At 66.2% G+C, this 22,585-nt stretch carries 18 protein-coding genes, 1 tRNA gene and 8 pseudogenes; 6 read left to right on the forward strand and 21 right to left on the reverse strand.

All coding sequences use genetic code 11. The features are described 5' to 3' along the window. Positions 1 to 34: 34 nt before the first annotated feature. From kasB to G6N59_RS31260, 7 genes and pseudogenes are all read right to left on the reverse strand, one after another. Positions 35 to 1,303: a 3-oxoacyl-ACP synthase KasB gene (gene kasB / locus G6N59_RS25065; RefSeq protein WP_138229607.1), complete on the reverse strand. Its 1,269-nt coding sequence runs from the start codon at positions 1,301 to 1,303 to the stop codon at positions 35 to 37. 23 nt (positions 1,304 to 1,326) lie between these two features. After that, a pseudogene (kasA, locus tag G6N59_RS25070) lies at positions 1,327 to 2,575 on the reverse strand (3-oxoacyl-ACP synthase KasA). Next, positions 2,572 to 2,865: a meromycolate extension acyl carrier protein AcpM gene (gene acpM / locus G6N59_RS25075; RefSeq protein WP_073696103.1), complete on the reverse strand. Its 294-nt coding sequence runs from the start codon at positions 2,863 to 2,865 to the stop codon at positions 2,572 to 2,574. The pseudogene kasA and the gene acpM overlap by 4 nt, the downstream one beginning before the upstream one ends. Before the next feature lie 74 nt (positions 2,866 to 2,939). Then, a complete protein-coding gene (locus G6N59_RS25080) occupies positions 2,940 to 3,890 on the reverse strand; it encodes an ACP S-malonyltransferase (RefSeq protein WP_179970385.1) in 951 nt (316 codons plus the stop codon). Positions 3,891 to 4,088: 198 nt separating this feature from the next. Further along, positions 4,089 to 5,319 (reverse strand): annotated as a pseudogene (locus tag G6N59_RS25085) (PucR family transcriptional regulator). Positions 5,320 to 5,462: 143 nt separating this feature from the next. After that, positions 5,463 to 7,607 carry a pyruvate dehydrogenase (acetyl-transferring), homodimeric type gene (aceE, locus tag G6N59_RS25090; protein ID WP_235678697.1) on the reverse strand — a complete coding sequence of 715 codons (2,145 nt, stop codon included), beginning with the start codon at positions 7,605 to 7,607 and terminating at the stop codon, positions 5,463 to 5,465. Further along, positions 7,607 to 8,248, reverse strand: a complete 642-nt coding sequence (locus tag G6N59_RS31260) for a pyruvate dehydrogenase E1 component-related protein (protein WP_235678698.1) — start codon at positions 8,246 to 8,248, stop codon at positions 7,607 to 7,609. The genes aceE and G6N59_RS31260 overlap by 1 nt, the downstream gene beginning before the upstream one ends. Before the next feature lie 116 nt (positions 8,249 to 8,364). Here G6N59_RS31260 and G6N59_RS25095 point away from each other — a divergent pair, with 116 nt between their 5' ends. From G6N59_RS25095 to G6N59_RS25110, 4 genes are all read left to right on the forward strand, one after another. Continuing rightward, complete coding sequence (locus tag G6N59_RS25095) at positions 8,365 to 8,940, forward strand: Rv2240c family protein (RefSeq protein WP_138229611.1); 576 nt, start codon at positions 8,365 to 8,367, stop codon at positions 8,938 to 8,940. A gap of 118 nt (positions 8,941 to 9,058) precedes the next feature. After that, positions 9,059 to 9,481 (forward strand): DUF3052 domain-containing protein, encoded by a 423-nt coding sequence (locus G6N59_RS25100; protein WP_138229612.1) that lies wholly within the window; start codon positions 9,059 to 9,061, stop codon positions 9,479 to 9,481. Between the two features lie 97 nt (positions 9,482 to 9,578). After that, positions 9,579 to 10,031 (forward strand): peroxiredoxin, encoded by a 453-nt coding sequence (locus G6N59_RS25105; RefSeq protein ID WP_163911718.1) that lies wholly within the window; start codon positions 9,579 to 9,581, stop codon positions 10,029 to 10,031. A gap of 41 nt (positions 10,032 to 10,072) precedes the next feature. Continuing rightward, positions 10,073 to 10,147: transfer RNA gene (locus tag G6N59_RS25110), tRNA-Val, on the forward strand. A gap of 232 nt (positions 10,148 to 10,379) precedes the next feature. Here G6N59_RS25110 and G6N59_RS25115 read toward each other — a convergent pair. From G6N59_RS25115 to G6N59_RS25150, 8 genes and pseudogenes are all read right to left on the reverse strand, one after another. Next, on the reverse strand, positions 10,380 to 11,255 hold the full coding sequence (locus tag G6N59_RS25115) for a TIGR03560 family F420-dependent LLM class oxidoreductase (protein ID WP_163911722.1): 876 nt from the start codon (positions 11,253 to 11,255) through the stop codon (positions 10,380 to 10,382). 58 nt (positions 11,256 to 11,313) lie between these two features. Further along, a pseudogene (locus G6N59_RS25120) lies at positions 11,314 to 11,749 on the reverse strand (MarR family winged helix-turn-helix transcriptional regulator). Positions 11,750 to 11,875: 126 nt separating this feature from the next. After that, positions 11,876 to 12,214 carry a nitrile hydratase subunit beta gene (locus G6N59_RS25125; RefSeq protein WP_138229616.1) on the reverse strand — a complete coding sequence of 113 codons (339 nt, stop codon included), beginning with the start codon at positions 12,212 to 12,214 and terminating at the stop codon, positions 11,876 to 11,878. Beyond that, positions 12,211 to 12,306: pseudogene (locus G6N59_RS31265) on the reverse strand (thiocyanate hydrolase subunit gamma); the annotation flags it as partial. The pseudogene G6N59_RS31265 and the gene G6N59_RS25125, both read right to left, overlap by 4 nt. Before the next feature lie 59 nt (positions 12,307 to 12,365). Continuing rightward, positions 12,366 to 13,599, reverse strand: a pseudogene (locus tag G6N59_RS25135) (IS256 family transposase). A 133-nt stretch (positions 13,600 to 13,732) separates the two neighbouring features. Continuing rightward, a pseudogene (locus G6N59_RS25140) lies at positions 13,733 to 14,179 on the reverse strand (nitrile hydratase subunit alpha); the annotation flags it as partial. 30 nt (positions 14,180 to 14,209) lie between these two features. After that, positions 14,210 to 15,045 (reverse strand): annotated as a pseudogene (locus G6N59_RS25145) (SH3-like domain-containing protein). A 221-nt stretch (positions 15,046 to 15,266) separates the two neighbouring features. Next, the gene (locus tag G6N59_RS25150) at positions 15,267 to 16,049 is read right to left on the reverse strand and encodes a cupin domain-containing protein (protein ID WP_138229619.1); all 783 of its coding nucleotides are present in this window, start codon (positions 16,047 to 16,049) and stop codon (positions 15,267 to 15,269) included. Positions 16,050 to 16,241: 192 nt separating this feature from the next. Between G6N59_RS25150 and G6N59_RS25155 the strand changes: the two genes are divergently transcribed. Further along, a complete protein-coding gene (locus G6N59_RS25155) occupies positions 16,242 to 16,961 on the forward strand; it encodes a DUF5666 domain-containing protein (RefSeq protein ID WP_138229620.1) in 720 nt (239 codons plus the stop codon). A 1-nt stretch (position 16,962) separates the two neighbouring features. On the opposite strand, the gene G6N59_RS25160 is transcribed toward G6N59_RS25155, so the two are convergent. Both G6N59_RS25160 and G6N59_RS25165 read right to left on the reverse strand, forming a co-directional pair. Next, positions 16,963 to 17,388 carry a VOC family protein gene (locus tag G6N59_RS25160; protein ID WP_163911725.1) on the reverse strand — a complete coding sequence of 142 codons (426 nt, stop codon included), beginning with the start codon at positions 17,386 to 17,388 and terminating at the stop codon, positions 16,963 to 16,965. After that, complete coding sequence (locus tag G6N59_RS25165) at positions 17,385 to 18,212, reverse strand: oxygenase MpaB family protein (RefSeq protein WP_138229622.1); 828 nt, start codon at positions 18,210 to 18,212, stop codon at positions 17,385 to 17,387. The genes G6N59_RS25160 and G6N59_RS25165 overlap by 4 nt, the downstream gene beginning before the upstream one ends. Positions 18,213 to 18,249: 37 nt before the next feature. Between G6N59_RS25165 and G6N59_RS25170 the strand changes: the two genes are divergently transcribed. Beyond that, positions 18,250 to 19,194, forward strand: a complete 945-nt coding sequence (locus G6N59_RS25170) for a cobalamin biosynthesis protein (protein ID WP_138229623.1) — start codon at positions 18,250 to 18,252, stop codon at positions 19,192 to 19,194. On the opposite strand, the pseudogene G6N59_RS25175 reads toward G6N59_RS25170, so the two are convergent. The 4 genes and pseudogenes from G6N59_RS25175 to G6N59_RS25190 all read right to left on the reverse strand — a co-directional run bounded on the left by G6N59_RS25175 (position 19,195) and on the right by G6N59_RS25190 (position 22,541). After that, a pseudogene (locus G6N59_RS25175) lies at positions 19,195 to 20,230 on the reverse strand (ABC transporter ATP-binding protein). It lies immediately after the preceding gene. Positions 20,231 to 20,525: 295 nt separating this feature from the next. After that, positions 20,526 to 21,371 (reverse strand): SURF1 family cytochrome oxidase biogenesis protein, encoded by an 846-nt coding sequence (locus tag G6N59_RS25180; protein WP_138229625.1) that lies wholly within the window; start codon positions 21,369 to 21,371, stop codon positions 20,526 to 20,528. Further along, the gene (locus G6N59_RS25185) at positions 21,371 to 21,895 is read right to left on the reverse strand and encodes a low molecular weight protein-tyrosine-phosphatase (protein ID WP_275938276.1); all 525 of its coding nucleotides are present in this window, start codon (positions 21,893 to 21,895) and stop codon (positions 21,371 to 21,373) included. Before G6N59_RS25185 ends, G6N59_RS25180 begins: the two co-directional genes overlap by 1 nt. Further along, positions 21,888 to 22,541, reverse strand: coding sequence for an HAD-IA family hydrolase (locus G6N59_RS25190; RefSeq protein WP_138229627.1), 654 nt, complete (start codon positions 22,539 to 22,541; stop codon positions 21,888 to 21,890). The genes G6N59_RS25185 and G6N59_RS25190 overlap by 8 nt, the downstream gene beginning before the upstream one ends. Positions 22,542 to 22,585: the final 44 nt, after the last annotated feature.

Consider the following 22,585-nt stretch of genomic DNA (forward strand, 5'->3'; position numbering starts at 1 on the left):
CGGGGGACTGCGCTGGATGTTTTTTTGGGGTTGCTCAGTACCGGCCGAAGGCGAGTGCGACGTTGTGACCGCCGAACCCGAACGAGTTGTTGATGGCGTACTTGTAGTCGCCCTGTCGCGGAGCCTTGGAGACCACATCCAGATCGATCTCCGGATCCAGGTTCTCCAGGTTCAGTGTGGGCGGAACCACGCCGTCGCGCAGTGCGAGCACGGTGAGGATGGACTCCACCGCGCCGACCGCACCTACCGAGTGGCCGAGCGCCGACTTGGGGGCGTACACCGCGGGCCGGTGGCCCTTCATGGCGTTGTTGATGGCCACGCCCTCGGCGACATCACCGACACTGGTGCCGGTGGCGTGGGCGTTGACGTGGTCGATGTCAGTGGGAACGAGCCCTGCCAGTTGTATGGCCCGGGTCATCGCGTAGCCGGCCTGCTCACCGTTGGGGTCGGGCGCCACGATGTGGTAGCCGTCCGAGGTCACGCTGGCGCCCATCAGCCGGGCCAGGATGTTGGCGCCGCGGGCCTTGGCGTGTTCCTCGGTCTCCAGCACCAGCATGGCGCCGCCCTCGCCGAACACGAAGCCGTTGCGGTCGCGGTCGAACGGGCGGCACGCGCCGGCCGGATTGTCGTTGGTATTGGACAGCACGATGCGCATCTGGGCGAACCCGGCGATCGGTACTGCCTCGATCTTGGTTTCCACGCCGCCGCAGATGGCGACGTCGGCCTCGCCCAGCACCAGCTGGCGCCAGGCGTTGGCGATGGCCTCTGAGCCGGAGGCACAGGCCGAGATCAGGGTGGTCACCCCGGCCTTGGCCTTGCGGTCCAGCCCGACGGCAGCCGCCGCACCGTTGGGCATGAACATCTGCACGACCAGCGGAGAGACGGCGCGCAGACCGCGTTCGCGCATGCCGTCGTAGGCGAAGACGAGCTCCTCGGCCGAGCCGATACCAGTGCCGATCGACACCATGAGTCGCCGGGGATCAACGTCCGGCGAGCCTGCGTTTTCCCAGACTCGCCGGCCGATGACCGTCGACATTTTCTGCAGATATGACAGGCGACGCAGCTCTACGCGCGTCAGTTCACTTTCGAAATCCTCGTGTAGATGGCCGCCGATGCGGACTGGCAGGTCGTACTGCTCGATGAACGGATCATCGAGCAGACGGATCCCACTTTCACCGTCGAGGAGTTTCTGCCATGTGGTTTCAGCATCCGTTGCCAGCGAGGTCGTCATGGCCACACCAGTGACGACCACGTTGGGGAGACCATTCCCCGTGGACAACTTGTTTGCGGTTACCCCTGCCATTACTACTCCGATGTCCCTTCGACTTAATAACGCCCAAAGGCCAGGGCGACATTGTGTCCACCGAACCCGAACGAGTTGTTGATGGCGTACTTGAAGTCGCCATAACGAGGCTCGCCCGCAACCACATCGAGATCGATGTCAGGGTCCGGTGTTTCGTAGTTCAGCGTCGGCGGGATCACGCCGTCGCGCAACGCGAGCACCGTCAACACAGACTCCAGCGCACCGACCGCACCAATGGAGTGGCCGAGCGCCGACTTCGGTGCGTACACCGCGGCGTTCTGACATCCGGCAACCCGGATGGCATTGGCCTCGGCGGTGTCACCGATCGGAGTCGCCGTGCCGTGGGCATTGACGTGGTCAATGTCCTTGGCGTCCAGTCCGGCGGTCTCCAGTGCACGCTTCATCGCGGCACCGGCCCGCAAGCCGTTGTCGGCCGGAGCCACCATGTGGAACGCGTCCGAGGTGATGCCGGCGCCCATCAGCCGGGCCAGCGGCTTGGCGCCACGGGCCAGGGCGTGCTCTTCGGTCTCGATGATCATCAACGCGCCGGCCTCGCCGAACACGAAGCCGTCCCGATCCTTGTCGAACGGCCGGGAAGCGCGCTCGGGCTCGTCGTTGCGGGTCGACATGGCGCGCATCATCGAGAACGCCGCGATGGGCAGTGCCTCGATGGTGCCTTCCACACCGCCGACGACGGCGAAGTCCGCGTCCCCCATGACGATCTGACGCCAGCCGTGGGCGATGGCCTCAGAACCCGACGAACATGCCGACACCGGGTGATGACCCGGCGCGGGCGCCCAGCTCCAAGCCGGCGACCGCGGCCGCACCGTTGGGCATGATCATCTGAACGGCGAGCGGGCTGACCTTGCGGATGCCGCCCTCGTTCATCGCGTCGTAGGTTTCGACGATCTTCTCGCCGCCACCAAGACCCGTGCCGATCACGACCGAGAAACGATCGGGATCGACCTCGGGCACGCCCGCGTTCTGCCACAGCCGCCGCGCCAGCACGAGCGACAGGCGCTGCACGTAGGAATTGCGGCGCAGCTCGACACGGGTCAGCTGGCTCTCGATGTCATCGACCAAGTGGCCACCGATACGCACCGGAAGGTCCCACTTGGTGACGAAGTCGTCGGTCAACTCACGGATGCCGCTTTCGCCTGCCAGGAGACCCTTCCACGTGCTCTCGACATCAGCAGCGAGCGCCGTGGTTGCCTCCACGGCGGTCACCACAACGTTCGGGAAGCCTCCGTTAGCAGTGGAAGGCCTGGTCACTTGCTGAACTTATCGCGCAGCGCGGCAGCAGCCTCGGGGTTCTCTTCCTCGAGCTTCTGGATGTAGGCGACGACGTCACCAACGGTGCGCAGGCCGGCCAGGTCCTCGTCCGGGATCTTCACGCCGTACTTGTCCTCGGTCTGAACGGCGATCTCAACCATCGACAGCGAGTCGATGTCCAGGTCGTCGACGAAGGACTTCTCCGGGGTGACCTCAGACGGCTCGATGCCGGTGACCTCTTCGATGATCTCGGCGAGGCCGGCGATGATTTCTTCCTGGTTGGCAGCCACGGTGGCTCCTTCTTTTTGTTGTGTCGGCACACCGGATTTGGTGTGCCGGGTTGGTTGTTCGGCAAACAGCCCTGTCAGAACTCGGTGAGTCCGTCCAGGTCTGCGGGGGTCTTGATGGCGTAAGTCGGCACGCCCTTGACTTCACGCTTGGCGATACCGGTGAGGGTGCCGGCCGGCGGGAACTCGATGATGCCGGTCACTTCCTGACCGGCAAAGCGCTCGCGCAAGGTGGCCGAGCACAGGTCCCAGCGCACCGGGCGGGTCATCTGGGCGACCAGCTTGGTCATGGCGTCCGCGGCGTCGGCGACTGGCTGGCCGTCGGCGTTGGACAGCAGGGTGGTGGTCGGCTCGCTGGGGATCACGGTCGCCGCGGCAGCCGCGTACGGCTCCTGCGCCGAGCCCATGTAGTGCGTGTGGAAGGCACCGGCGGTGGCCAGCACTCGGACGCGGGCCTTGGCCGGCGGATCCTCGGCCAGCTTCTCCAGCGCCGCGACGGCGCCGGCGGCAACGATCTGGCCCGCCGCGTTGCGGTTGGCCGGGACCAGTTCCAGGGCTTCGAGACGGGCCAATACCTCGGCTTCGTCGCCACCGAGCACCGCGGCCATACCGGTGGGCTCCAGCGCGCAGGCCTTGGCCATCTCGGCGCCGCGGGTGGCGGCGAGCTTGATGGCCTCGTCGGCGGAGATGACGCCGGCGATGGCGTAGGCGGCGATCTCACCCACCGAGTGGCCGGCCACGATGAGCTGCGCATTGGTCAGCAGCCCAGTCTTTCCCCCGTCGCTGCGCTCGCCCAGACGCTTGGTCAGTTCTTCGTGTGCAAGCAGCGTGGCCGCGACGACCAGCGGCTGGGTCACCGCGGTGTCGGTGATCTCCTCGGCGGTAGCGGTGGTGCCGAGCTGGGCCAGATCGAGGCCGCTGATCTCCGACCAGGCGGCCAGACGGTCGGCGGCGCCGGACAGCTCCAACCAAGGGGTGAGCATCCCAGGCGTCTGAGATCCCTGCCCGGGGGCAAGCAGCGCAAGCACAGGTGTTTGGGGCACGGATTAAGAAAACACTGTGAAGCGGGATTTATGCCGTGTAAGAGATTATGAACCTCGTCTTAAAGTTTTGTGGAATGTCTACAAAAACGCACGTTATGCAACGTTGCCGAGACCTCGCTGCGATGTGGATCACTCTGCCGACGCGCTGGTTACCGCTGGGTAGGCCACATCCATACGCCCTGATCAGGTGGTTTGTGGATTGGGTTGAGGCGCCTGACGGTGCAGTCGACCGACCGTCGACGCCACGCGGAGCACATACGCATCCCTGGGCACCATCGGATCGCGGCCGGTGAAGTCGGCGATGCGGCGGAGTCGGTAGCGGACGGTGTTTGGATGAACGAACAATTTGCGGGCGCACGCTTCTGGCGGCGCCGCCGGCATCGATGTCGGCAACGAGCGTTTCAGAAAGCGCCGGGCCCGCGTCTGCCAGCGGTCGGACCACCTCTAACTCCAGGGCGGCGACGGCCGAGCGGTCGCCCAGCAGTGCACGTTCGGGTAGTAGCTCGCGGGCCGGGACGGGGCGTGGCGCTCCGGTCCAACCGCTCACCGCATTCATTCCTGCGATGGCTTCGGTGGCGCTGTAGTGCGCGGCCGCCAGCGTCGCGGCAATCGGCCCGATCACCACCGGGCCGTCGGCGAACACGGCCATCAACTCGCCCAGGAATCGGTCGGTGGGGGCGATGGGGCCGGACACGATGGCGACGAGCCAGGTGCCGTGCACGTCGGACAGCGCGACGCGGCCGTGGCGGGTGGCGACGTCATGCACGTCCTCGCTGGCCAGATCGGCGCGGTCGGGCCGAGGGAACCCGACCACGACGGTCGCGGGGGCAGTTGCGTCCCAGTTCAGCGCCGCGGCCTGCGACTGCAGGCTGGTGCCTACGTCGCCGCGCACCACGGCGTCGACGACGTTGGCCTCCATTCGGGTGTCCCAGGCGCCGCGGGCCTCGGCCTGGTCGGCATAGGCGCTGGCCGCCGCGAAGGCCAGGTCGCGGCTATACCGCAGGATGCCTGCGGTCAGTGCAGTCAGCTGCTCTTCGGTGCGGGCCAGGAGCGGCACGACTTCCTCGAAGAACTCCATCGTGGTCCGCACCATCTCCACCGACTGTCGCAGTGCGATCCGGCGCCGCAGGTCCTGGGGCACGACCTCGAAGGCCTCTGCGGTGTAGCTGACGTCGCTGTTCGGGTCCCGCATCCACTCGACGAAGTTGACCACGGCCGTCTGCACCACCAGGTGGACGCTGGCCCGCTGGGACGCTTCGAGCTCGGCGAAGAACGGCAGGCGCTCCTCCAACGCGTGCACCGCCTGGGTGGCCAACGTGCCGGAGTATTGCTTGAGGCGTCGCAGCACGGTCTCTGGCACGTTCTCCAGCACCTCGAGGGTGGTTTTGGGTGGAACGAACCGCTTATCAGTCACCTTGTCAGGCACCACTAAAAGCTACGCCTGATTTCTGGCGATTTCTGCCAACGAGCTACGCCGAGATGACGGTTTCTGACGTACATCGGGTGATTTTCGTCAGAAACCGTCCTGTCGGCGCATGTGGGGCGCCGGATATCGGGCTAAGCGCTGCCGGTGTCCGCGTACGAGACCTCGGCCGCCGCGACGTCGTCGATCCGGTACTGCTTGGCCGCCGCGACGGCCACCGACGGGTCGATCTCGCCGTCACGAGCCAGCGCCTCCAGCACCGCGACCACCACCGACTCGGCGTCGGTGTTGAAGTAGCGACGGGCCGCCGGGCGGGTGTCGGAGAAGCCGAACCCGTCGGTGCCAAGCGTCACGTAGGTGTTCGGCACCCACGGCCGGATTTGCTCGGGCACCGCGCGCATCCAGTCCGACACCGCGACCACGGGGCCCGCTGTGTTCGCGAGCTTGGCGGTCACGTACGGCACCGGTGCCTGCTGGTCCGGGTGCCGCAACGCGTGCCGGTCGATGGCCACGCCGTCGCGATTCAGCTCGCCCCAGCTGGTCACCGACCACACGTCGGCCGCGACGTCCCAGTCCGCGGACAGCATGTCCGCGGCCCGCAGCGCCGGGCATCGCGACACCCGAAGCCAGGATCTGCGCGGTGCTCGAGCGCTTGTCCGTCGCGGCGCGGTAGCGATACATGCCGCGCAGCACGCCTTCGGGATCGAAGTTCTCGGCTCGGCCGGCTGCACGTACGGCTCGTTGTAGATGGTGATGTAGAAGTAGATGTTCTCCGGGTTCTCGCCGAACATGCGGGCCAGACCGCTCTCGATGATGTACGCGATCTCGTACGCGAACGCCGGGTCGTATGCCACCACCGCGGGGTTGGTCGAGGCCAGCAGCAGCGAGTGGCCGTCCGCGTGCTGCAGGCCCTCGCCGGTGAGCGTCGTGCGCCCGGCCGTGGCGCCCAGCACGAAGCCGCGCCCCATCTGGTCGGCCGCCGCCCAGAACCCGTCGCCGGTGCGCTGGAACCCGAACATCGAATAGAAGATGTAGATCGGGATCATCGGCAGGTCGTGCGTGGCGTACGACGTCGACACCGCGGTGAACGACGCCGTCGACCCCGCCTCGTTGATGCCCTCGTGCAGGATCTGGCCGACTTCACTCTCCTTGTACGCCAACATCAAATCGGCGTCCACGGCGGTGTAAAGCTGGCCGTTGCGGTTGTAGATCTTGAGGCTCGGGAACCACGAGTCCATCCCGAACGTGCGGGCCTCGTCGGGAATGATCGGCACGATGCGCGGTCCGATGTTCTTGTCCCGCAACAGTTCTTTGAAGGTCCGTACCGTCGCCATGGTGGTGGCCACAGCCTGGTTGCCCGAACCCTTCTTGAGCGACTTGTAGACGTCGCGGCCCGGCAGCGGCAGCGGCTTGGACTTGGTGCGCCGCTCCGGCAGGAAGCCGCCGAGCGCCCGGCGCCGGTCGAGCATGTACCGGATTTCCGGCGACTCGGAGCCCGGGTGGTAGTACGGCGGCAGGTACGGGTTCTCCTCGAGCTGGGCGTCGGTGATCGGCACCCGGGTGGCGTCGCGGAACTTCTTGAGGTCGTCGAGCGCCAGCTTCTTCATCTGGTGCGTCGCGTTGCGGCCCTCGAAGTGGCTGCCCAGGGTGTAGCCCTTGATGGTCTTGGCCAAAATGATCGTCGGCTGGCCCTTGTGCTCCAAGGCCGCGCGGTAGGCGGCGTACAGCTTGCGGTAGTCGTGGCCGCCGCGCTTGAGGTTCCAGATCTCCTGGTCGGTCATCGATTCGACCAGGGCCTTGCGCGGGTCGCGGCCGAAGAAGTGGTCGCGGACGTACGCGCCGTCGTTGGCCTTGTAGGTCTGGTAATCACCGTCTGGCGTGACGTTCATCAGGTTGACCAGGGCGCCGTCCTTGTCGGCGTGTAGCAGGGCGTCCCATTCGCGGCCCCACACCACCTTGATGACGTTCCAGCCGGCACCGCGGAAGAACGACTCCAGCTCCTGGATGATCTTGCCGTTACCGCGGACCGGGCCGTCGAGGCGCTGCAGGTTGCAGTTGACCACGAACGTCAGGTTGTCCAGCGCCTCGTTGGCGGCGACCTGGATCAGGCCGCGGCTCGGCTCGTCCATCTCGCCGTCGCCGAGGAAGGCCCACACATGCTGATCGCTGGTGTCCTTGAGGCCGCGGTCGTGCAGGTAGTGGTTGAAGCGCGCCTGGTAGATGGCGTTCATGGGCCCCAAACCCATTGACACCGTGGGGAATTCCCAGAAGTCGGGCATCAGTCGCGGGTGCGGGTACGACGGCAGGCCGCCGCCCAGCCCGGCATGCGAGTGCTCTGGCGGAAGCCGTCCAAGCGGTGTTCGTCGATCCGGCCCTCGAGGAAGGCGCGGGCGTAGATGCCGGGGGAGGCGTGGCCCTGGATGAAGATCTGGTCGCCGCCGCCGGGGTGGTTCTTGCCGCGGAAGAAGTGGTTGAACCCGACCTCGTACAGCGAGGCGGAGGACGCATAGGTCGAAATATGGCCGCCCACACCGACTCCCGGCCGCTGCGCGCGGTGCACCATGATGGCGGCGTTCCAGCGGATCCAGCGGCGGAAGCGGCGCTCCACCTCTTCGTCACCGGGGAACCACGGCTCCAGGTCGGTGGGGATGGTGTTGACGTAGTCGGTGGATGTCAATGCGGGAATCGACACGCGCATCTCGCGCGAGCGCTCCAACAGCCGCAGCATCAGGTAGCGGGCGCGCGCGGGCCCCGACCGTGCCAGCAGGTCGTCGAACGATTCCAGCCACTCGGCGGTCTCGTCAGGGTCGATGTCGGGTAGGTACGACGCGACGCCATCACGGATCACCCGGACCCGGTCGGGTTCGGCTGAGGTACTGGAGTTTTGAGCCAGGTCTTGGCGCACGAACTCAGTGGTCAACTGCCACTCCTTGGTATTCGATTTTGGGGATGCTTTTGGCACTACCCATCGTCCCCCCATCGTTCCGCAGATTAGGCGTTGGGGTGGGCTACCGGCGAGTACGCGTTCGGATGGCCGTGATTGACCTATTCACCCTGTACGGTCAGCTGATGATGACCAGCGCGGCAAGTGCCTCGCGGCTTCGCGCAGCCGCTCTTTCGTTCGGGGGCATGGCGGTCTCCGCCATGGTGATCGTCGGCTGCAGTAAGGCCGTCGACGGCAGCTCCACGGTCGATCAACCCGGTGCAGCGGCGTACCGGACCTCGGTGTCGCTGTCGGCGGCAGCATCGGCCAGTTCGAGTTCGTCGAGCGCCTCGGTGGCGGCAACCGAGGCTGCCTGCAAGGTGTTCGTCGACACCGGCAAGCCGTCGATGGAAGCGGTGAATGCCTACGTCGACGCCGAGAACGCCGGCGGTACCGACACCGCCAAGCAGCAGGCCGCCATCGACGCGCTGCACCGCGCGGCCGACTCGGTGACCAAGAGCGCGGCCACCGTGCAGTCGCCGGCCCTCAAGGCTGCGCTGGCCGGCTGGGCGGCGGCGGCTCAGACGCTGGCGACGGCAATCAGCACCAATGCGTCGACCTCTGACTTCAACGCGGCGGTCGACTCGTTCAATACGGCCAAGTCGGCGACCGAGACGGCATGCTCGTAGGGCACGCACTGATCTTGTCGACCAAAGATGTGTCTTGCGTCGATTGAATCGTCGCCTCGTGCGACTATTGGGTTTCATACACACAGGCTGCAAACCAGCAGGTTAGAGGAGGACACCGGTGGCCGCGGCGGACGCGCCGAACTACGCCCAGAGACTGGGCATTCATAAAGATCAGATCGTCCAAGAGCTGGGCTGGGACGAGGACTCCGACGATGACATCCGCGCTGACATCGAAGATGCCTGCGGTGACGAGCTGCTCGATGAGGATTCCGACGAAGTCGTAGACGTCGTGCTGCTCTGGTGGCGCGATGACGACGGCGACCTGGTGGACCGCTTGATGGACGCGATCACCCCGCTGGCCGAGGACGGTGTGATCTGGGTGGTCACCCCGAAGACGGGCAAGAGTGGTCACGTCCAGCCCGCCGAGATCGCCGAGTCGGCGCCGACGGCCGGGCTGGTGGTCACCTCGTCGGCCAACCTCGGGGACTGGATCGCCAGCCGGTTGGTGCAGCCGAAGTCGAAGGCTGCGGGCCGGCACTAGTGCGGTTAGGTTTGCTTCCGCAGGTTTGGTGTGCCGCGAGCCTGACCGGGTGGCGGAATTTCGGCCCCTTGCTCGCCATGTCGTCAGGTTCGCGACTGTGATCGACGTCGGGTCCGTTGCTCCGGACTTCACCCTGAAAGACCAGCACGGCCGGGCAGTGACGCTGTCGGCGTTGCGTGGCCGGTCCGTGCTGCTGGTCTTCTTCCCGCTGGCGTTCACCCCGGTGTGCGGGGAGCTCGGCGAGATTCAGGAGAACCTGGACCGGTACCGCAATTCGTCGGTGGAGACGCTGGCCATCTCGGTCGGCCCGTCGGCCACCCACAAGGTGTGGGCCCGGGAATCGGGCTTCGAGTTTCCGATCCTGTCGGACTTCTGGCCGCACGGCGCGGTGTCCCAGCTCTACGGGGTTTTCAACGCCGATGCCGGGTATCCCGACCGGGGGACATTCCTGGTCGATCGCGATGGCATCGTGCGGTTCGCCGAGTGCACGTCACCGGGCGAGGCGCGGGACCAGTCGGTCTGGGTTTCGGCGCTGAACGCGCTGGAGTGATTTTCCCTGACCCGCCATCGGCGTGTAGCGTGCCCGAGGCGGGGCGCGTAGCTCAGTGGTAGAGCTCTGGTTTTACACACCAGCGGTCGGCGGTTCGATACCGTCCGCGCCCACCAAGTAAGTACTGCTAAACGGCTTGCAGCCGAGAGCAAGGCCGAATTTCGAAATCACCGTTGTGCCAAGAATGTGCCGCAAGATTTTCGAATGGCAGAGCCTCAACAGGTATGGCCTATCCCGACACTGAGGTTCGACATGCCAGCTTGGGCGGCAGGTTCCCGGCCGCCACATTCGAATGATTGTCAACGAGTTCGCGGCTGGCGGTCGGCTCGCGCCGATGTGGAGACGTCGCTAGCCCAGTGACGTCAATCGGGGGATGACCTCCTCGCCGATGCGGGCCATGTAGCCAACGGGATCCGGGATTCCAGTGAAGATGCCGATGTTGACCATGTCGATGCCAAGTGCGGCATAGCTTTCCATGTCGCGCATGAACGCAGCGGGATCGGTGAAGGGTTCGGTGTGGTGGCCGAGGCCCAAGGTCATGCGAATCTCACGCGGATCACGCCCAGTGGCGTCGCAATGCCGACGAAGGACGTCGATCTTGTGCTTCAACACCTCGGCGTCCTCAGTGACGCTATTCCACACATCGGCGTACTGGGCAACGAGACGCAACGTCTTCTTCTCACCGTCCCCGCCGATGACGATGGGCGGACGCCGGATCGGTTGGGGTTGGCAAATCGTCTCCGCGAGCTGGTAATGCCGACCTCGGTAGGGTCCGTCGTCGGCGCTCCACATTTGTGCGCAGATCTGGAGGGTTTCTTCGAGCATTTCGAATCGTCGCGCCAGCGGGGATAGGCACACCGAGCCCCAGATGTTCGCGCTCGTACCACGCCGCGCCAATGCCGAACATGGAACGTCCTGCGAGAGCACATCCAATGTGGCAACGATCTTGGCGAGAATTCCTGGATACCGGTAGGTCACGCCGGTCACCAACAAGCTGAGGTCGATCGTCTCGGTCTGTGCGGCCAGGAAGCCCAGCGATGTGTATCCCTCCAGGAAGGGATTCTCCGCCGGAGCGTCGACGGCCTCCATCTGAAAGAAGTGATCGGCGAGAGTGAACATCGTCGCGCCGGCCTGTTCGGCGGTCCTGGCCACGGCCGCCAGTGTTGGGCCCAGCTTCTCCGGTGCGCCGGGCAGGAAGTCGACGAAATGTATCCCTGTTTCCATGACTACTCTTGTCCCTGTCTTCGTTGTCGGTACTCGGCTGCGGCCCATGGGGCACGTGTCAGATCCGGTCCCCCAGGCGTTCGATCAGCGGCGCTGCTCGCGCAAGCACGCGCAACTCCGTGTCGGTGAACTCCTCGGCCAGAATTTTGGCGAACAGCCGTGCCCGCGCATCGCGCTTGTGCCGCACCAATTCGACACCGGATGCGGTTAACGACATGACTACTCGCCGGCCGTCATTGGGATCAGGTTGACGCTGCACCAGTCCCCGCGACTCAAGGTCACCTAGCGTGACCCTCATCGCCTGCGGACTGATCTGCTCGACCCGCGCCAACTCCGCTGCCGAGGCCGGGCCGCCGCGGTCCAGTCGCGAGTGCCGCGCGTTCGGGCACGGTGAGCTCACCCGGCGCCTGCAAATGCCTGACTCGACGTGTGATCAGCGCGATCCCGCTGAACAACGCCGCGCCGAGCTCGTCGGCATTCAAGTCCTGAACCATATACGCAACGTAAGTTGCGCAATTTCGGTTGTCAAGTTTCTATGATTTGGCCGGTCAGGGGAATCGAAGGCTTCCGCGAGTTCCGGCAACCAAGAACATTCGCGTCAAGCTGTCCTGATCAGCGCGTCAGGCCTCCAGCCTGGCTCGGACATTCGCGAGTCGTTCCTGAAGTTCGGCTTCGCTGATGACCCCACGGCTGACGAGCGAGTGCGCGAGTGAGACGAGTTGGCTCTCCGGGTAGGGCAGGCCGGCGTACAGGGTTGCCGAGAGGGCGTCTTCGTCGTCGCGGCGTTCTTTGAAGCCGAGCACTTCCGTGTCACACGCCGAATGGTCGAGTGCGTCGCATAGGCCGTCGAGGCTGGTTTTCCATGGGGGAACCGGGTTTTCCACGCCCCATTTGGCGGCTATGCGGGACCAGACCTGGTCACGGGTCACGATGTCCCGCAGCGGCGCGATCTCGCTCATCCGGCCGTCCCCGGGTGCCTGGCCGGGCGGGTATTCACGATCACGTTGGTTGTCACGCCCGGCTTGGGGAGCGCCACACCGATCAGGCAGTCGGGTCAAGTCCAGGGACGTGGTGTATGACGTCGTCGTGTGATTCTTCGAGGTAGTTGGGTCAGGCGGGCAGTGCCGCGGGGGTAGCCTCCTGTTCGGTTGGGGTGTCGTTGACGGTGCGTGATTTGCTCAGAACGTCGAGGCCGAGGTAGCGCCGCGACTCGGCCCATTCGTCGTGTTGTTCGGCCAGCACTGCTCCGACGAGACGGATCAGGGCCGCGCGGTCGGGGAAGATGCCCACGACGTCGGTGCGCCGGCGGATCTCCTTGTTGAGTCGTTCCTGGGGATTGTTGCTCCAGATCTGGCGCCAGATCTGCTTGGGGAACGCGGTGAACGCCAGCAGATCCGGCCGCGCCGCTTCGAGGTGATCGGCGACATTGGGCAGCTTGTCGGACAATGCGTCGATGATCCGATCATATTGAGCAGCAACGGATTCAGCGTCAGGTTGGTCGAACACCGAGTGCAGCAGGGTGCGCACCCAGGGCCACGAACTCTTGGGAGTGACGGACATCAGGTTGGTCGTGTAGTGGGTTCTGCAGCGCTGCCACGCCGCTCCGGGCAGGGTGGCCCCGATGGCGGCGACCAGCCCGGCGTGGGCGTCGCTGGTGACCAGTTTGACCCCGGACAGGCCGCGGGCGGTCAACGACCGCCAGAACGTCAACCAGCCCGCCCCGTCCTCAGCGGTCGTGACATCGATTCCCAGGATCTCGCGGTAGCCCTCGGCGTTGACCCCGACGGCGATCAGGGCGTGCACGTTGACCACCCGGCCGGCTTCACGCACCTTGAGCACCAGAGCGTCCGCAGCGACGAACGTATACGGGCCGGCATCGAGCGGCCGGGTCCGGAACGCCTCCACGGCGGCGTCGAGTTCCTGGCCATCACCGACACCTGCGACTTCGACAACGACGTGATGCCCAGGGTCTCGACCAGCTTGTCCATCCGCCGCGTCGAGACACCAAGCAGGTAACACGTCGCCACCACCGTGGTCAGGGCCCGCTCGGCGCGTTTACGGCGCTCCAGCAGCCAGTCCGGGAAGTAGGATCCTTGCCGCAGCTTCGGGATCGCAAGATCCAAAGTCCCTGCACGGGTGTCGAATTGACGGTGTCGGTAGCCGTTGCGGGAATTGGTGCGCTCAGCCGAGCGTTCGCCGTAGCCGGCACCGCATAGGGCGTCGGCTTCGGCGCCCATCAGGTGTGGATGAACGTGGCCAGCAGCTCGCGCAGCACGTCGGGATGGGCAGTGGTGAGTCGTTCGGCCAGCACAGTGGGCAGATCGATATTGTGGGCAGTGGTCATCGCGTCGATTCCTTTGCTCGAGTGACTTTGGACGGTCTCTCGAAGAATCACGCGATGACCTTCAATCACTCGGCTACGACACGCCGGTACCGCTGATCAGGTCCGACTCGTACACCACCTTGATGGACGCAACCCGCCGGTAGTTGGGCGTGCGATACCACTCCGGCGAATTTCCGAGAATCGGCCGGGGGTAGCACGAGCACAACGCGCAGACGATGACGTGATGCACCGTCGGCGTATCGGCGAGGATCTGGAACGCGACGAAATCGCTTGGCGTGCCGAAGCCGGTGGGCTCCAGCCAGTCGACACCGACGGCCTTGCTGGCGGCCAGTGAATCGTTGATGGCGAGTTCCTTGAACTCGGGATCCAGCCAGGCGCGCGCGACCAGCCGGGCGGCGGGTGTCGGCCCGATCTGTTCGGCGAATTCGGTGAAGCGCCGATGCTCCTCGGCGGTGAAAATGCCCTTCTCGATACACAATTCGCGCAGCGCGATCTCGAGCACCTCGAAGTCGGTGATCTCGTCGACCATGGGCTTCACCGTGCGGTCGTGGTCGTGGTCATGATCGTGGTGATCCGACATGCAAATCCTTTCTGGCAACAGTGGATTGAGTTAGGTGGCGGCTTCCAGCCAGCGTTCGGGGATTTCGGTACGCAAGGTGTCTGTCGTCGTCCCGGTGTAGTCGTGCCACAACTCCGACTGGTTGAACTCGACGACGTAGAACCACTCGGGGGGCGCATCAGGAATGTCCCAGGTCTCATCCTCGGGTGCGGGACTCTCGTAGGCCAGGACGGCGATCGTGCCCGTCGCGCCGCGTGCGTATTCGGGCGTGCGGGTGTAGAAGATCACCGGTAGCTCTCGCACCGTCACCTTGTCGCCGACCGTGAACTTCGGCGCCCCGGCCTTGCCGGCGTAGATCTGCGGATCGCCGATGCCGACGGCGTCGATGTGGTGCTTGTTGCGTTTGACGTTCGAACCGTCACCAACCGACTTGGGTTGGGCGTCCAGCGTCTTCCCCTCGAGCCCGCCCTCGTACCGGCCCTTGACCTCGGCCATGCGCTCCATGAGCTCGCCGAGGCTGATGTGGTGTTTCTCGATCAGCACCCGGGCGACCGACAGCAACCACCGGCCGTAATAGGGGCCCAGGTACTCCGCGCGGCCGACGTCGACATTGCCGATGCGACGACGCTCCTCAGACAGCCAGATTCCGCGCCAGGCCAGCACCTCGCAGATCACGTACGTCAGGTGTTCCCACAGCTCGTATTGCTTGTTGACGTACTCCATGGGTGCATCGGGCTCGCCGCCCACGTCGTGGACCGGCTTCAGATAGCCGCGATGCGGGCGGAATCCAGCATGTCGGGGTAGGGGGCGTCCGGGAGTTCCGGATAGGACGATTTCAGTCGGGACACCAAGCCCAGTTGGGCTGCGCGCTCGGCCGCTGTGCTCATGGCAGCTCCTCGTGTTGTGCAGACGCAACAAACTCACGCGAGGGCCGACTAGGCATCAACACATGCTGCGGATCGAACGCACCCCCGCGTCCTCGCTCACATGACTACGCAACCGACCTTAAGCCTGCTGTCGCCGTTCGGGGTCGCTTTGGTTGAATCAGGAAAAATCGTTGCCGCACAGCGATATTCACGCCGGGCGCCATCGGTGGACACGGTCTGTTCTAGTTGACCGGGGTATTGGCGGGGCTGCCTTGCGGCCACATCGTCATCACCAAGGCGTGCGAGGTCTCCGTCGTCGCTGCGTTGCGCAGCTGATACACGGCCCCGCCCGGCAGGTAGCCCGCCCCCCCGGCAGTGATGGCTGTATCGGTCCCACCCGATTGGTGGAGCACGTCGGATCCGTCGAGGACGTAGATCAGCGTCGGGCCGGTCTGCTTTACCTCAGGCGACTGACCTGCGCCGTGCAGGGTGAACTTGTCCAGGCGCATCTCGTAGTGGCCGCCCTCGGTGAGGGGTGGGAGATCGGCGGAGTTGAGCACCGTCCGGGCCGTCGGGCTGGGCAGGGGTTTGTCGCGGGTTGCGGCCGGGCGCACACCGAGGAACAGCCAGTTGTTCGGCGTGTTGCCAGGGTTGGAATGGCTGTGATGGACGAACGGCGGGGCGAAGAGCGCTTCGCCGGGCTGCACCGACAGGTGGGTCCCGTCGTCCAGGTTCACCTGCGTCGTCCCCGATATCACGTACACGAAGCCGGACGGGTGCGCATGCCCACCGGCCGGAGCGTTCTCGCCGGCCGCCTGCGGAAAGTCGACGACGCTGGCGTACAGCGGCGTCGTGGGGGTGTAGTCCGGGTGGCCGGGATCGGCGTACTCGACGTTGGCGAACACCCCGTCTGCGAGCGTCGTGGTTTCGAAGGCCGGGGCGACGGGGGTGCCTCCCGTGCTGCTGCACCCGGTGACGACGAGGGCGGTGACGGCAGCCGTCACGTTCAGCGCGCGAACGGACATCGGTAAACCTCTCGGCGGTGCGACCTCACTTCGGCGGTGCGAAAAACTCTAGCGCGGTGCGGACGGGATCGAGGCCGGTCCGGAATTCGCCGAACTGGCCGGTTCGATCGGCATGGAGCGCGTGGCGCCGCGCCTAGCATCTTCACATCAATCTCTGAGCTGATTCATTGCCCCGGCAGCCACTGTGGACTCATGCCCACTACATCCCGTGCCCGGCGCTACGCCGTTGCCACCGTCACCGGTTTCGCCGCGCTTTCCCTGGCGGCCTGCGGATCATCGAGTACCCCGTCGGCCACCTCCTCGACCGCCGGCAGTTCGTCGCCGTCATCCGCCAGCCCGGCACCTGGCGGTAAGGACCGAGTGTCGGGCCTGGTCAACTCGGTGTCGGGCGGCACCGTATCGGTGACCGGCAAGGACGGGCCGGGCACCGTCAACATCATGTCGTCGACGCGTATCACTCAAGTAGGCCCCGGCCAGCTGACCGACGTCACGGCCGGCGAGTGCATCGCCGTCCGTCCGATCAAGAGCGGCAACGACACCGGTTCCGCCGTCACGGCCGCCGGTGTCCTCGTCGGCCAACCGCGCAACGCGCAATGCGGTCAGAAGGGTGATCAGAAGAGCGACAAACACGAACACGGCATCAACGGCACGGTCGCGTCGGTCAACGGCAACACGATCGTGGTCACTGCGGCCGACAACAGCCAAACCACGGTGACGGTGACACCGGATACCCACTACACCAAGAGCGCCGACGCAGACGCGAAGGTGATCGCGGCCGGGATGTGTCTGGGCGCGCGCGGTACCAAGGACGGCAACGGCGTACTGCAGGCCACGTTCGCGATGGTGCGGCCGGCGGTCAACGGAGCGTGTGGCGGCGGTGGTGGCGGGGGCGGCGACCACCAGCACCACTGACTCACTCCGGCGGCGCGAAGAACTCCAGGGCGATGCCGTCGGGGTCGCGGAAGCTCAGGCCGGAGCCGTAGGGGGCGTCGACCACGCCGCCGTGCGTGATGCCGAGTTCCTCGAGCCGGGTGGCCCAGTTGACCAGGTCGGCCCGCGAGGCGCAGCCGAAGCCGACGTGGTCGAGCCCGGCCCGGAACTCGCTGAACCGGCCGGGCTCGATGGCACGGTCGTGGTGGTGGATGCCGAACAGCGTGCCGCCGTCGAGCGCCCACACCAGATGTCGGTAGCCCGCGTCGGTGTGCTCGTCGAGCACCGGGTCGGCGCCGATCAGAGCGCGGTACCAGGGACCGCTGACCGCCATGTCGCTGACGGTGACCGCGACATGGTTCAGAGCTGAACGCCATGAGATGCCTCCTGATCGTGAATGTTGCGTCATACCACCGGTTTTCCGCGCCGCGCGCGGGCGCGCATGTCCCACAGGTACAGCTGGTAGCCGAACAGCCACACGTCGCGCGGGATCACCCGGTCGGCCAGCCGCAGCGCCGTGATCAGCCGGTCGAACCAGCGCTGATGCATGGGTGTCCACGCCAGCTTCATGTGGGCGCGGAACTCCGCGGGCAGGAAGCCCGTCGTCGCGAACAGGTTGAAGGAACCAGCCAGCTGCCGCAGCGGGGTGGGCAGGAACGCCAGTGACGCCACACCGTGCAGGTGTTCGCGGACGCGTTCGTCGATCTGCAGCTCGTCGAGCGTACGTTTCCAGTACTCGTCGAAGGTGACGCGGTCGGCCGGCCACATGCCCTCGTGCACCTGCAGCGTGGTGCCCAGAGTGCGGGCGTCCTGATAGATGGCATCGGCAGCGTCGGGGCTGAGCGGTCCGTAGAGGAACTCGTGCTGGTCGACGTAGTAGCGGTAGAGGCACGAGGCCACCCACAGCTGCAGCTTCGGGTCGAACGCGTGGTACCGGACCGGGCTGGACGCCGTCGACCGCACCCGGGCGTGCACCCGGTCCACCTCGTGTCGGATCAGCGCCCGGTCGTCGTCGGTGCCGTACACCGCGGCTGCGAGATAGGTGCCTGTGGTGCGGGCGCGTTTGAACGGGTGCTTGTAGACGTTTCCGCTGTCGACGGGGCTTTCCAGCACGCCGTAGCCCACCCCGGGCAGGGCCAACTGCATGATCACGTTGGCCGCCGGCGCCAGTGCCGCCGCGGGGTTGATGAGGTCGACAACCCGCCTGGGATGCCGAGGTGGACCGAGCCGCATGATCGGAGAGTAAACACCCTGTGAGACGCTGCCCGGCGTGTTTGACAGAAGCGACCCGCGGGCGGTCGGCTTGGCGCTCGGCTACCTGGCCGACGTGTGCTGGGCCGATCCGCGCCGCGGCCATCCGGTAGCGCTGTTCGGATCGGCGGCCGCCGCCCTGGAACGGCGTACCTACAGCGACAACCGGCCGGCCGGAGCCGGTCATACCGCGGCACTACTGGTGGGGCTGGGGGCACTGGGCTTCGGTCTGGAGCGCGCCGCCCGGGGTCCGGTCGCGAAGACATTGGTCACCGCCGCGGCGACCTACACGGTGCTGGGTGGGACGTCGTTAGCGCGTACCGGCGCGGACATGGCGGCGCGGCTGGAGCGCGGCGATGTGGCGGCGGCCCGTGAACTGCTGCCGTCGCTGTGCGGCCGGGATCCGTCGGCACTCGACGCGGACGGACTGGCGCGGGCCGCGCTGGAATCGGTGGCGGAGAACACCTCTGACGCGCAGGTCGCTCCGATCCTGTGGGGCGCCGTCGCTGGGGTACCCGGACTGTTGGTGTACCGCGGCGCCAACACCCTGGACGCGATGATCGGGCACCTCAACCCGCGCTATCGCCGGTTCGGTTGGGCGGCAGCTCGATTCGACGACGTCCTGAACTATGTGCCGGCCCGCGTGACGGGGCTGTGTGTGATGGTGGCGTCCCGTCAACCCGGCGCGGCCTGGCGCGCCTGGCGCAGTGACGCACACAAGCACCCGAGCCCCAATGCCGGTGTGGCGGAAGCGTCATTCGCCGGCGCCCTCGGCGTGCAGCTCGGGGGGCCCACGCAGTACGCGCACCGACTGGAGATGCGGCCGACGCTGGGCGATGGGCCGGCGCCGGCCGCGGCGGATCTGAAAAGCGCGGTGCGGCTGACTCGCCGGGTTCAGGCGCTGGCGGCGGCCGTTGCGGTAGGCCTCAATGTTGCTTGCGTTTTCCGTGCGCGAATCGGATGACTACATCAGGCCCAAGGGATCTACGCGGTCACCCGGCGCGTCGGCACCCGGAGACATAGCAGCCTTGTCCAGCTCCCTCCGGATGACGGCCTGGGCGGCCGGGGGCAGGGTGTGCAGGATCGAACGCACCCGAGCCTGACGACGCGCCACCGCCCGACGCACCGGCATCCCCGGGGTCACCTCGATCTGCGGCGGCACCCCCTCGATCTCCTCGACACCACCATCGGGATGACCCGCATCGACCTCCGCCTGCTCCGCGACCGCGGTCGCGCTGTCCTTCTCCTCGGACATCCCGATCGGGCCGATACGACGACCGCAGAGGAACTGTTTGACCGCCGGCTCCTCACTGGTCAGCAGCACCTCGCGGGGCCCGAACATGACCAGGTGCTTGCGGTAGAACATGCCGATGTTGTCCGGCACCGTACGCACCACATTGATGTTGTGCGTCACGATCAGGACCGTGGCGTCGATCTGGGCGTTGATGTCGATCAACAACTGCGACAGATAGGCGGTACGCACCGGGTCCAGACCCGAGTCCGGCTCGTCGACCTGGATGATCTGCGGGTCCAACACCAGGGCGCGAGCCAGGCCGGCACGCTTGCGCATACCACCGGAAATCTCACCCGGGAACTTGTTCCCGTCGTCGGGCATACCCACGATCGCGAGCTTTTCCATGACGATCTTGCGGATCTCGGACTCGGACTTCTTAGTGTGCTCGCGCAGCGGGAAGGCCGTGTTGTCGTAGATGGTCATCGAGCCGAACAGCGCGCCGTCCTGGAACATCACCCCGAACAGCCGGCGGATCTCGTAGAGCTCCCGATCCGAACACTCGAGGACGTTGGTGCCGTCGATCACGATCGAGCCGCGCTCCGGGCGCAGCAAACCGATCAACGACTTCAAGAACACCGACTTACCGGTACCGGACGGGCCCAGCAGCACACTGACCTCACCGGCGGGAATGGTCAGCGTGACGTCTTCCCACGGTTGCGGAACCAAAGGACATACTCAGCCCGGACACATCAATTTGGAGACCCATGGTGATCGCCTCCCAAAGAGCGTCGTCGAGATGTCGTGCACCAGCGGAACCGCGCGCCGTGGCGCGACAGGTCCTACGTGCGACTGGCTGTTCAAGCCGTCTCCGCCCGATCGGGCAAAGATGGCCGGTGCCGCCGACTTCGCGATCTCGCGGACGCCGCGACCGGTACCGCCGAGCTCACGAATGCGCCCAGCGATTGTCCAGCCGATAACTTCGGAATTTACGCTCAGGAAATCCCTGGTGCGCTGCTTTCGCAGTTTGTGGTCTGGTCTACCGCGCCCCGGGTCCGGGAAAGCTAGCGCCGCCGGCCGTAGCGGTCGGCGAGTTTCTCCTCGGCCGTGCGCGGTGTGGCGGGCTCGTCGGGATCAGGACCGCCGGATGTTTCTGGGCCGGAACCGGATTGGGCCTTCTCCAGCCTGCGCTGCCGGATCTCGGCCACCACGAAGTAGCCCAGGCCGATGGGCGCCACGATCCCGAACGCAATCCATTGGATGCCGTACGACAGGAACGGACCCGCATCCAGATGGGGAAGCGCGATCACGCCGAGACCGCCCGGCTGGCCGTCCACCAGCTGCAGGTAATCGCCGGTCAGCGGGACCCCGGTCACCTGTGAGATCTGGGTCAGGTTGATCGAGTACACCTGCCGGATGCCGTTCTGCGTGAACGGCTCCTTACCCGCCATGAGCGGTTCGGAGTCCCGCAGCCGCCCGATGATCGTGACGGTGCCCGGCGGCGGCGCCGCGAAAGGTGGCACCCCTTCGCCGGCCTTGATGTACCCGCGGTTGACGAGCACCGTGGGGCCGCCGTCGACCGCGAACGGCGTCAGCACCTCGTAGGACGGGTCACCGTCGTCGGTCCGCAGTCGGACCAGCACCTCGCCCTCCGGGCGGTAGTGGCCCGTGGCCGTCAGCCGTCGCCACTGCGCGTCCGGTGCCGACGAATCCTGGTGCGGCAGAACCGAAGTCAGGGGCACGGGTTCGGTGTTCAGTGACGACGCGATCTGGTTGTTCTCCCGGGAGGTACGGGTGTTCTTACCCAGCTGCCACGGCGCGAGCACGGTGAAACACAGATAGGCGAACGCGATCACCACGACGAACAGCGCCAGCCACTGCGGCCGGAAGAGAAACGCGAAGCGGCGCATCAGTCGCCTCGTTCCGCCAGCTGCTTGTCGACCCAGTCGTGCAGACCCGGCAGCGAGGCCTCGATCACCACGAAGGTCTCCTCGAAGTCGTCGATGCTGCCGTAGTACGGGTCCTCGACGTCGAGCGCGTGGGCGCCCGAACGTGGGTCGAACGAGCGCATCATGCGGACCCGGTCCGGGTCGGCGCCCAGATCACCCAGGATGCGGGTGTGGTTGCGCCCCATGGCGACGACCATGTCGGCGGCCAAATGGTCGGCATCGATGGCCGCGGCGGCGTGCGCGGTGGGGTAGCCGTGCGCGCGCAGCACCCGCTCGGCCCGGCTGTCGGCAGGGTCACCCGCATGCCAGCCGCCGGTGCCGGCGCTGGTCACCCGGACCAGGTGGGCCAGCCCGCGCTCGCTGATCTGGTGGGCGAACATCTTCTCGGCCATCGGGGACCGGCAGATGTTGCCCGAACAGATGAACGTCACGTGCACGGACTGGGTCTGAATCCCGGGTCGCTCCGCTCCTGCGCTCCTAGACACCCAGCACCTCCCGTAGCTCATCGACGGTGGCGACGCGCCGGACTGTCGAGTCCTCAGTGAAGTCGGCCGCGCCGTAACCCCAGTCGACGACGACGGTGTCGATGCCGTGATGCGCCGCGCCGTGGACGTCATGCGACCGGTCACCGACCATCAGGACCCGTTCGGGCACCGGGGCCAGCTGGGCCAGCGCGTGCGCGACGACGTCGGCCTTGGCCGAGCGGACGCCGTCGATGCTGGCGCCGGCGACGACCTCGAAGTGTTCGTCGATACCGAAGTGCTCGACGATGCGCTGTGCCGTCGGCTCGGCCTTCGACGTCGCGACGGCCAGACGTACCCCGGCGGCCCGCAGGTCGGCCAGCAGGTCTTCGATGCCGTCGAACATGCGGTTCATGGACCAGCCGCGGGTGGTGTAGTCGGCACGGTAGGCGGCGATGGCGTCGTCGGCCTTCTCGCCCAGGCCCAGCGAGCCCAGCGTCACATGCATCGGCGGGCCGACGATCTTTCTGGCCAAGTCGTCGTCGGGCAGTGCGCCACACATCTGGGCGGCGCCGATCGAGTCGAGCGCGTGGCGGAAGCTGGCGACGATGCCCGCGGCGGAGTCGGTCAGCGTCCCGTCGAGGTCGAATAGCACCAACTGCGGGGTCACGGTGTCATTGTCCCTGATGTGTCTGGGCGCCTGCGCCGCGCATT

Source organism: Mycolicibacterium aubagnense (assembly GCF_010730955.1).
GTDB lineage: Bacteria > Actinomycetota > Actinomycetes > Mycobacteriales > Mycobacteriaceae > Mycobacterium > Mycobacterium aubagnense.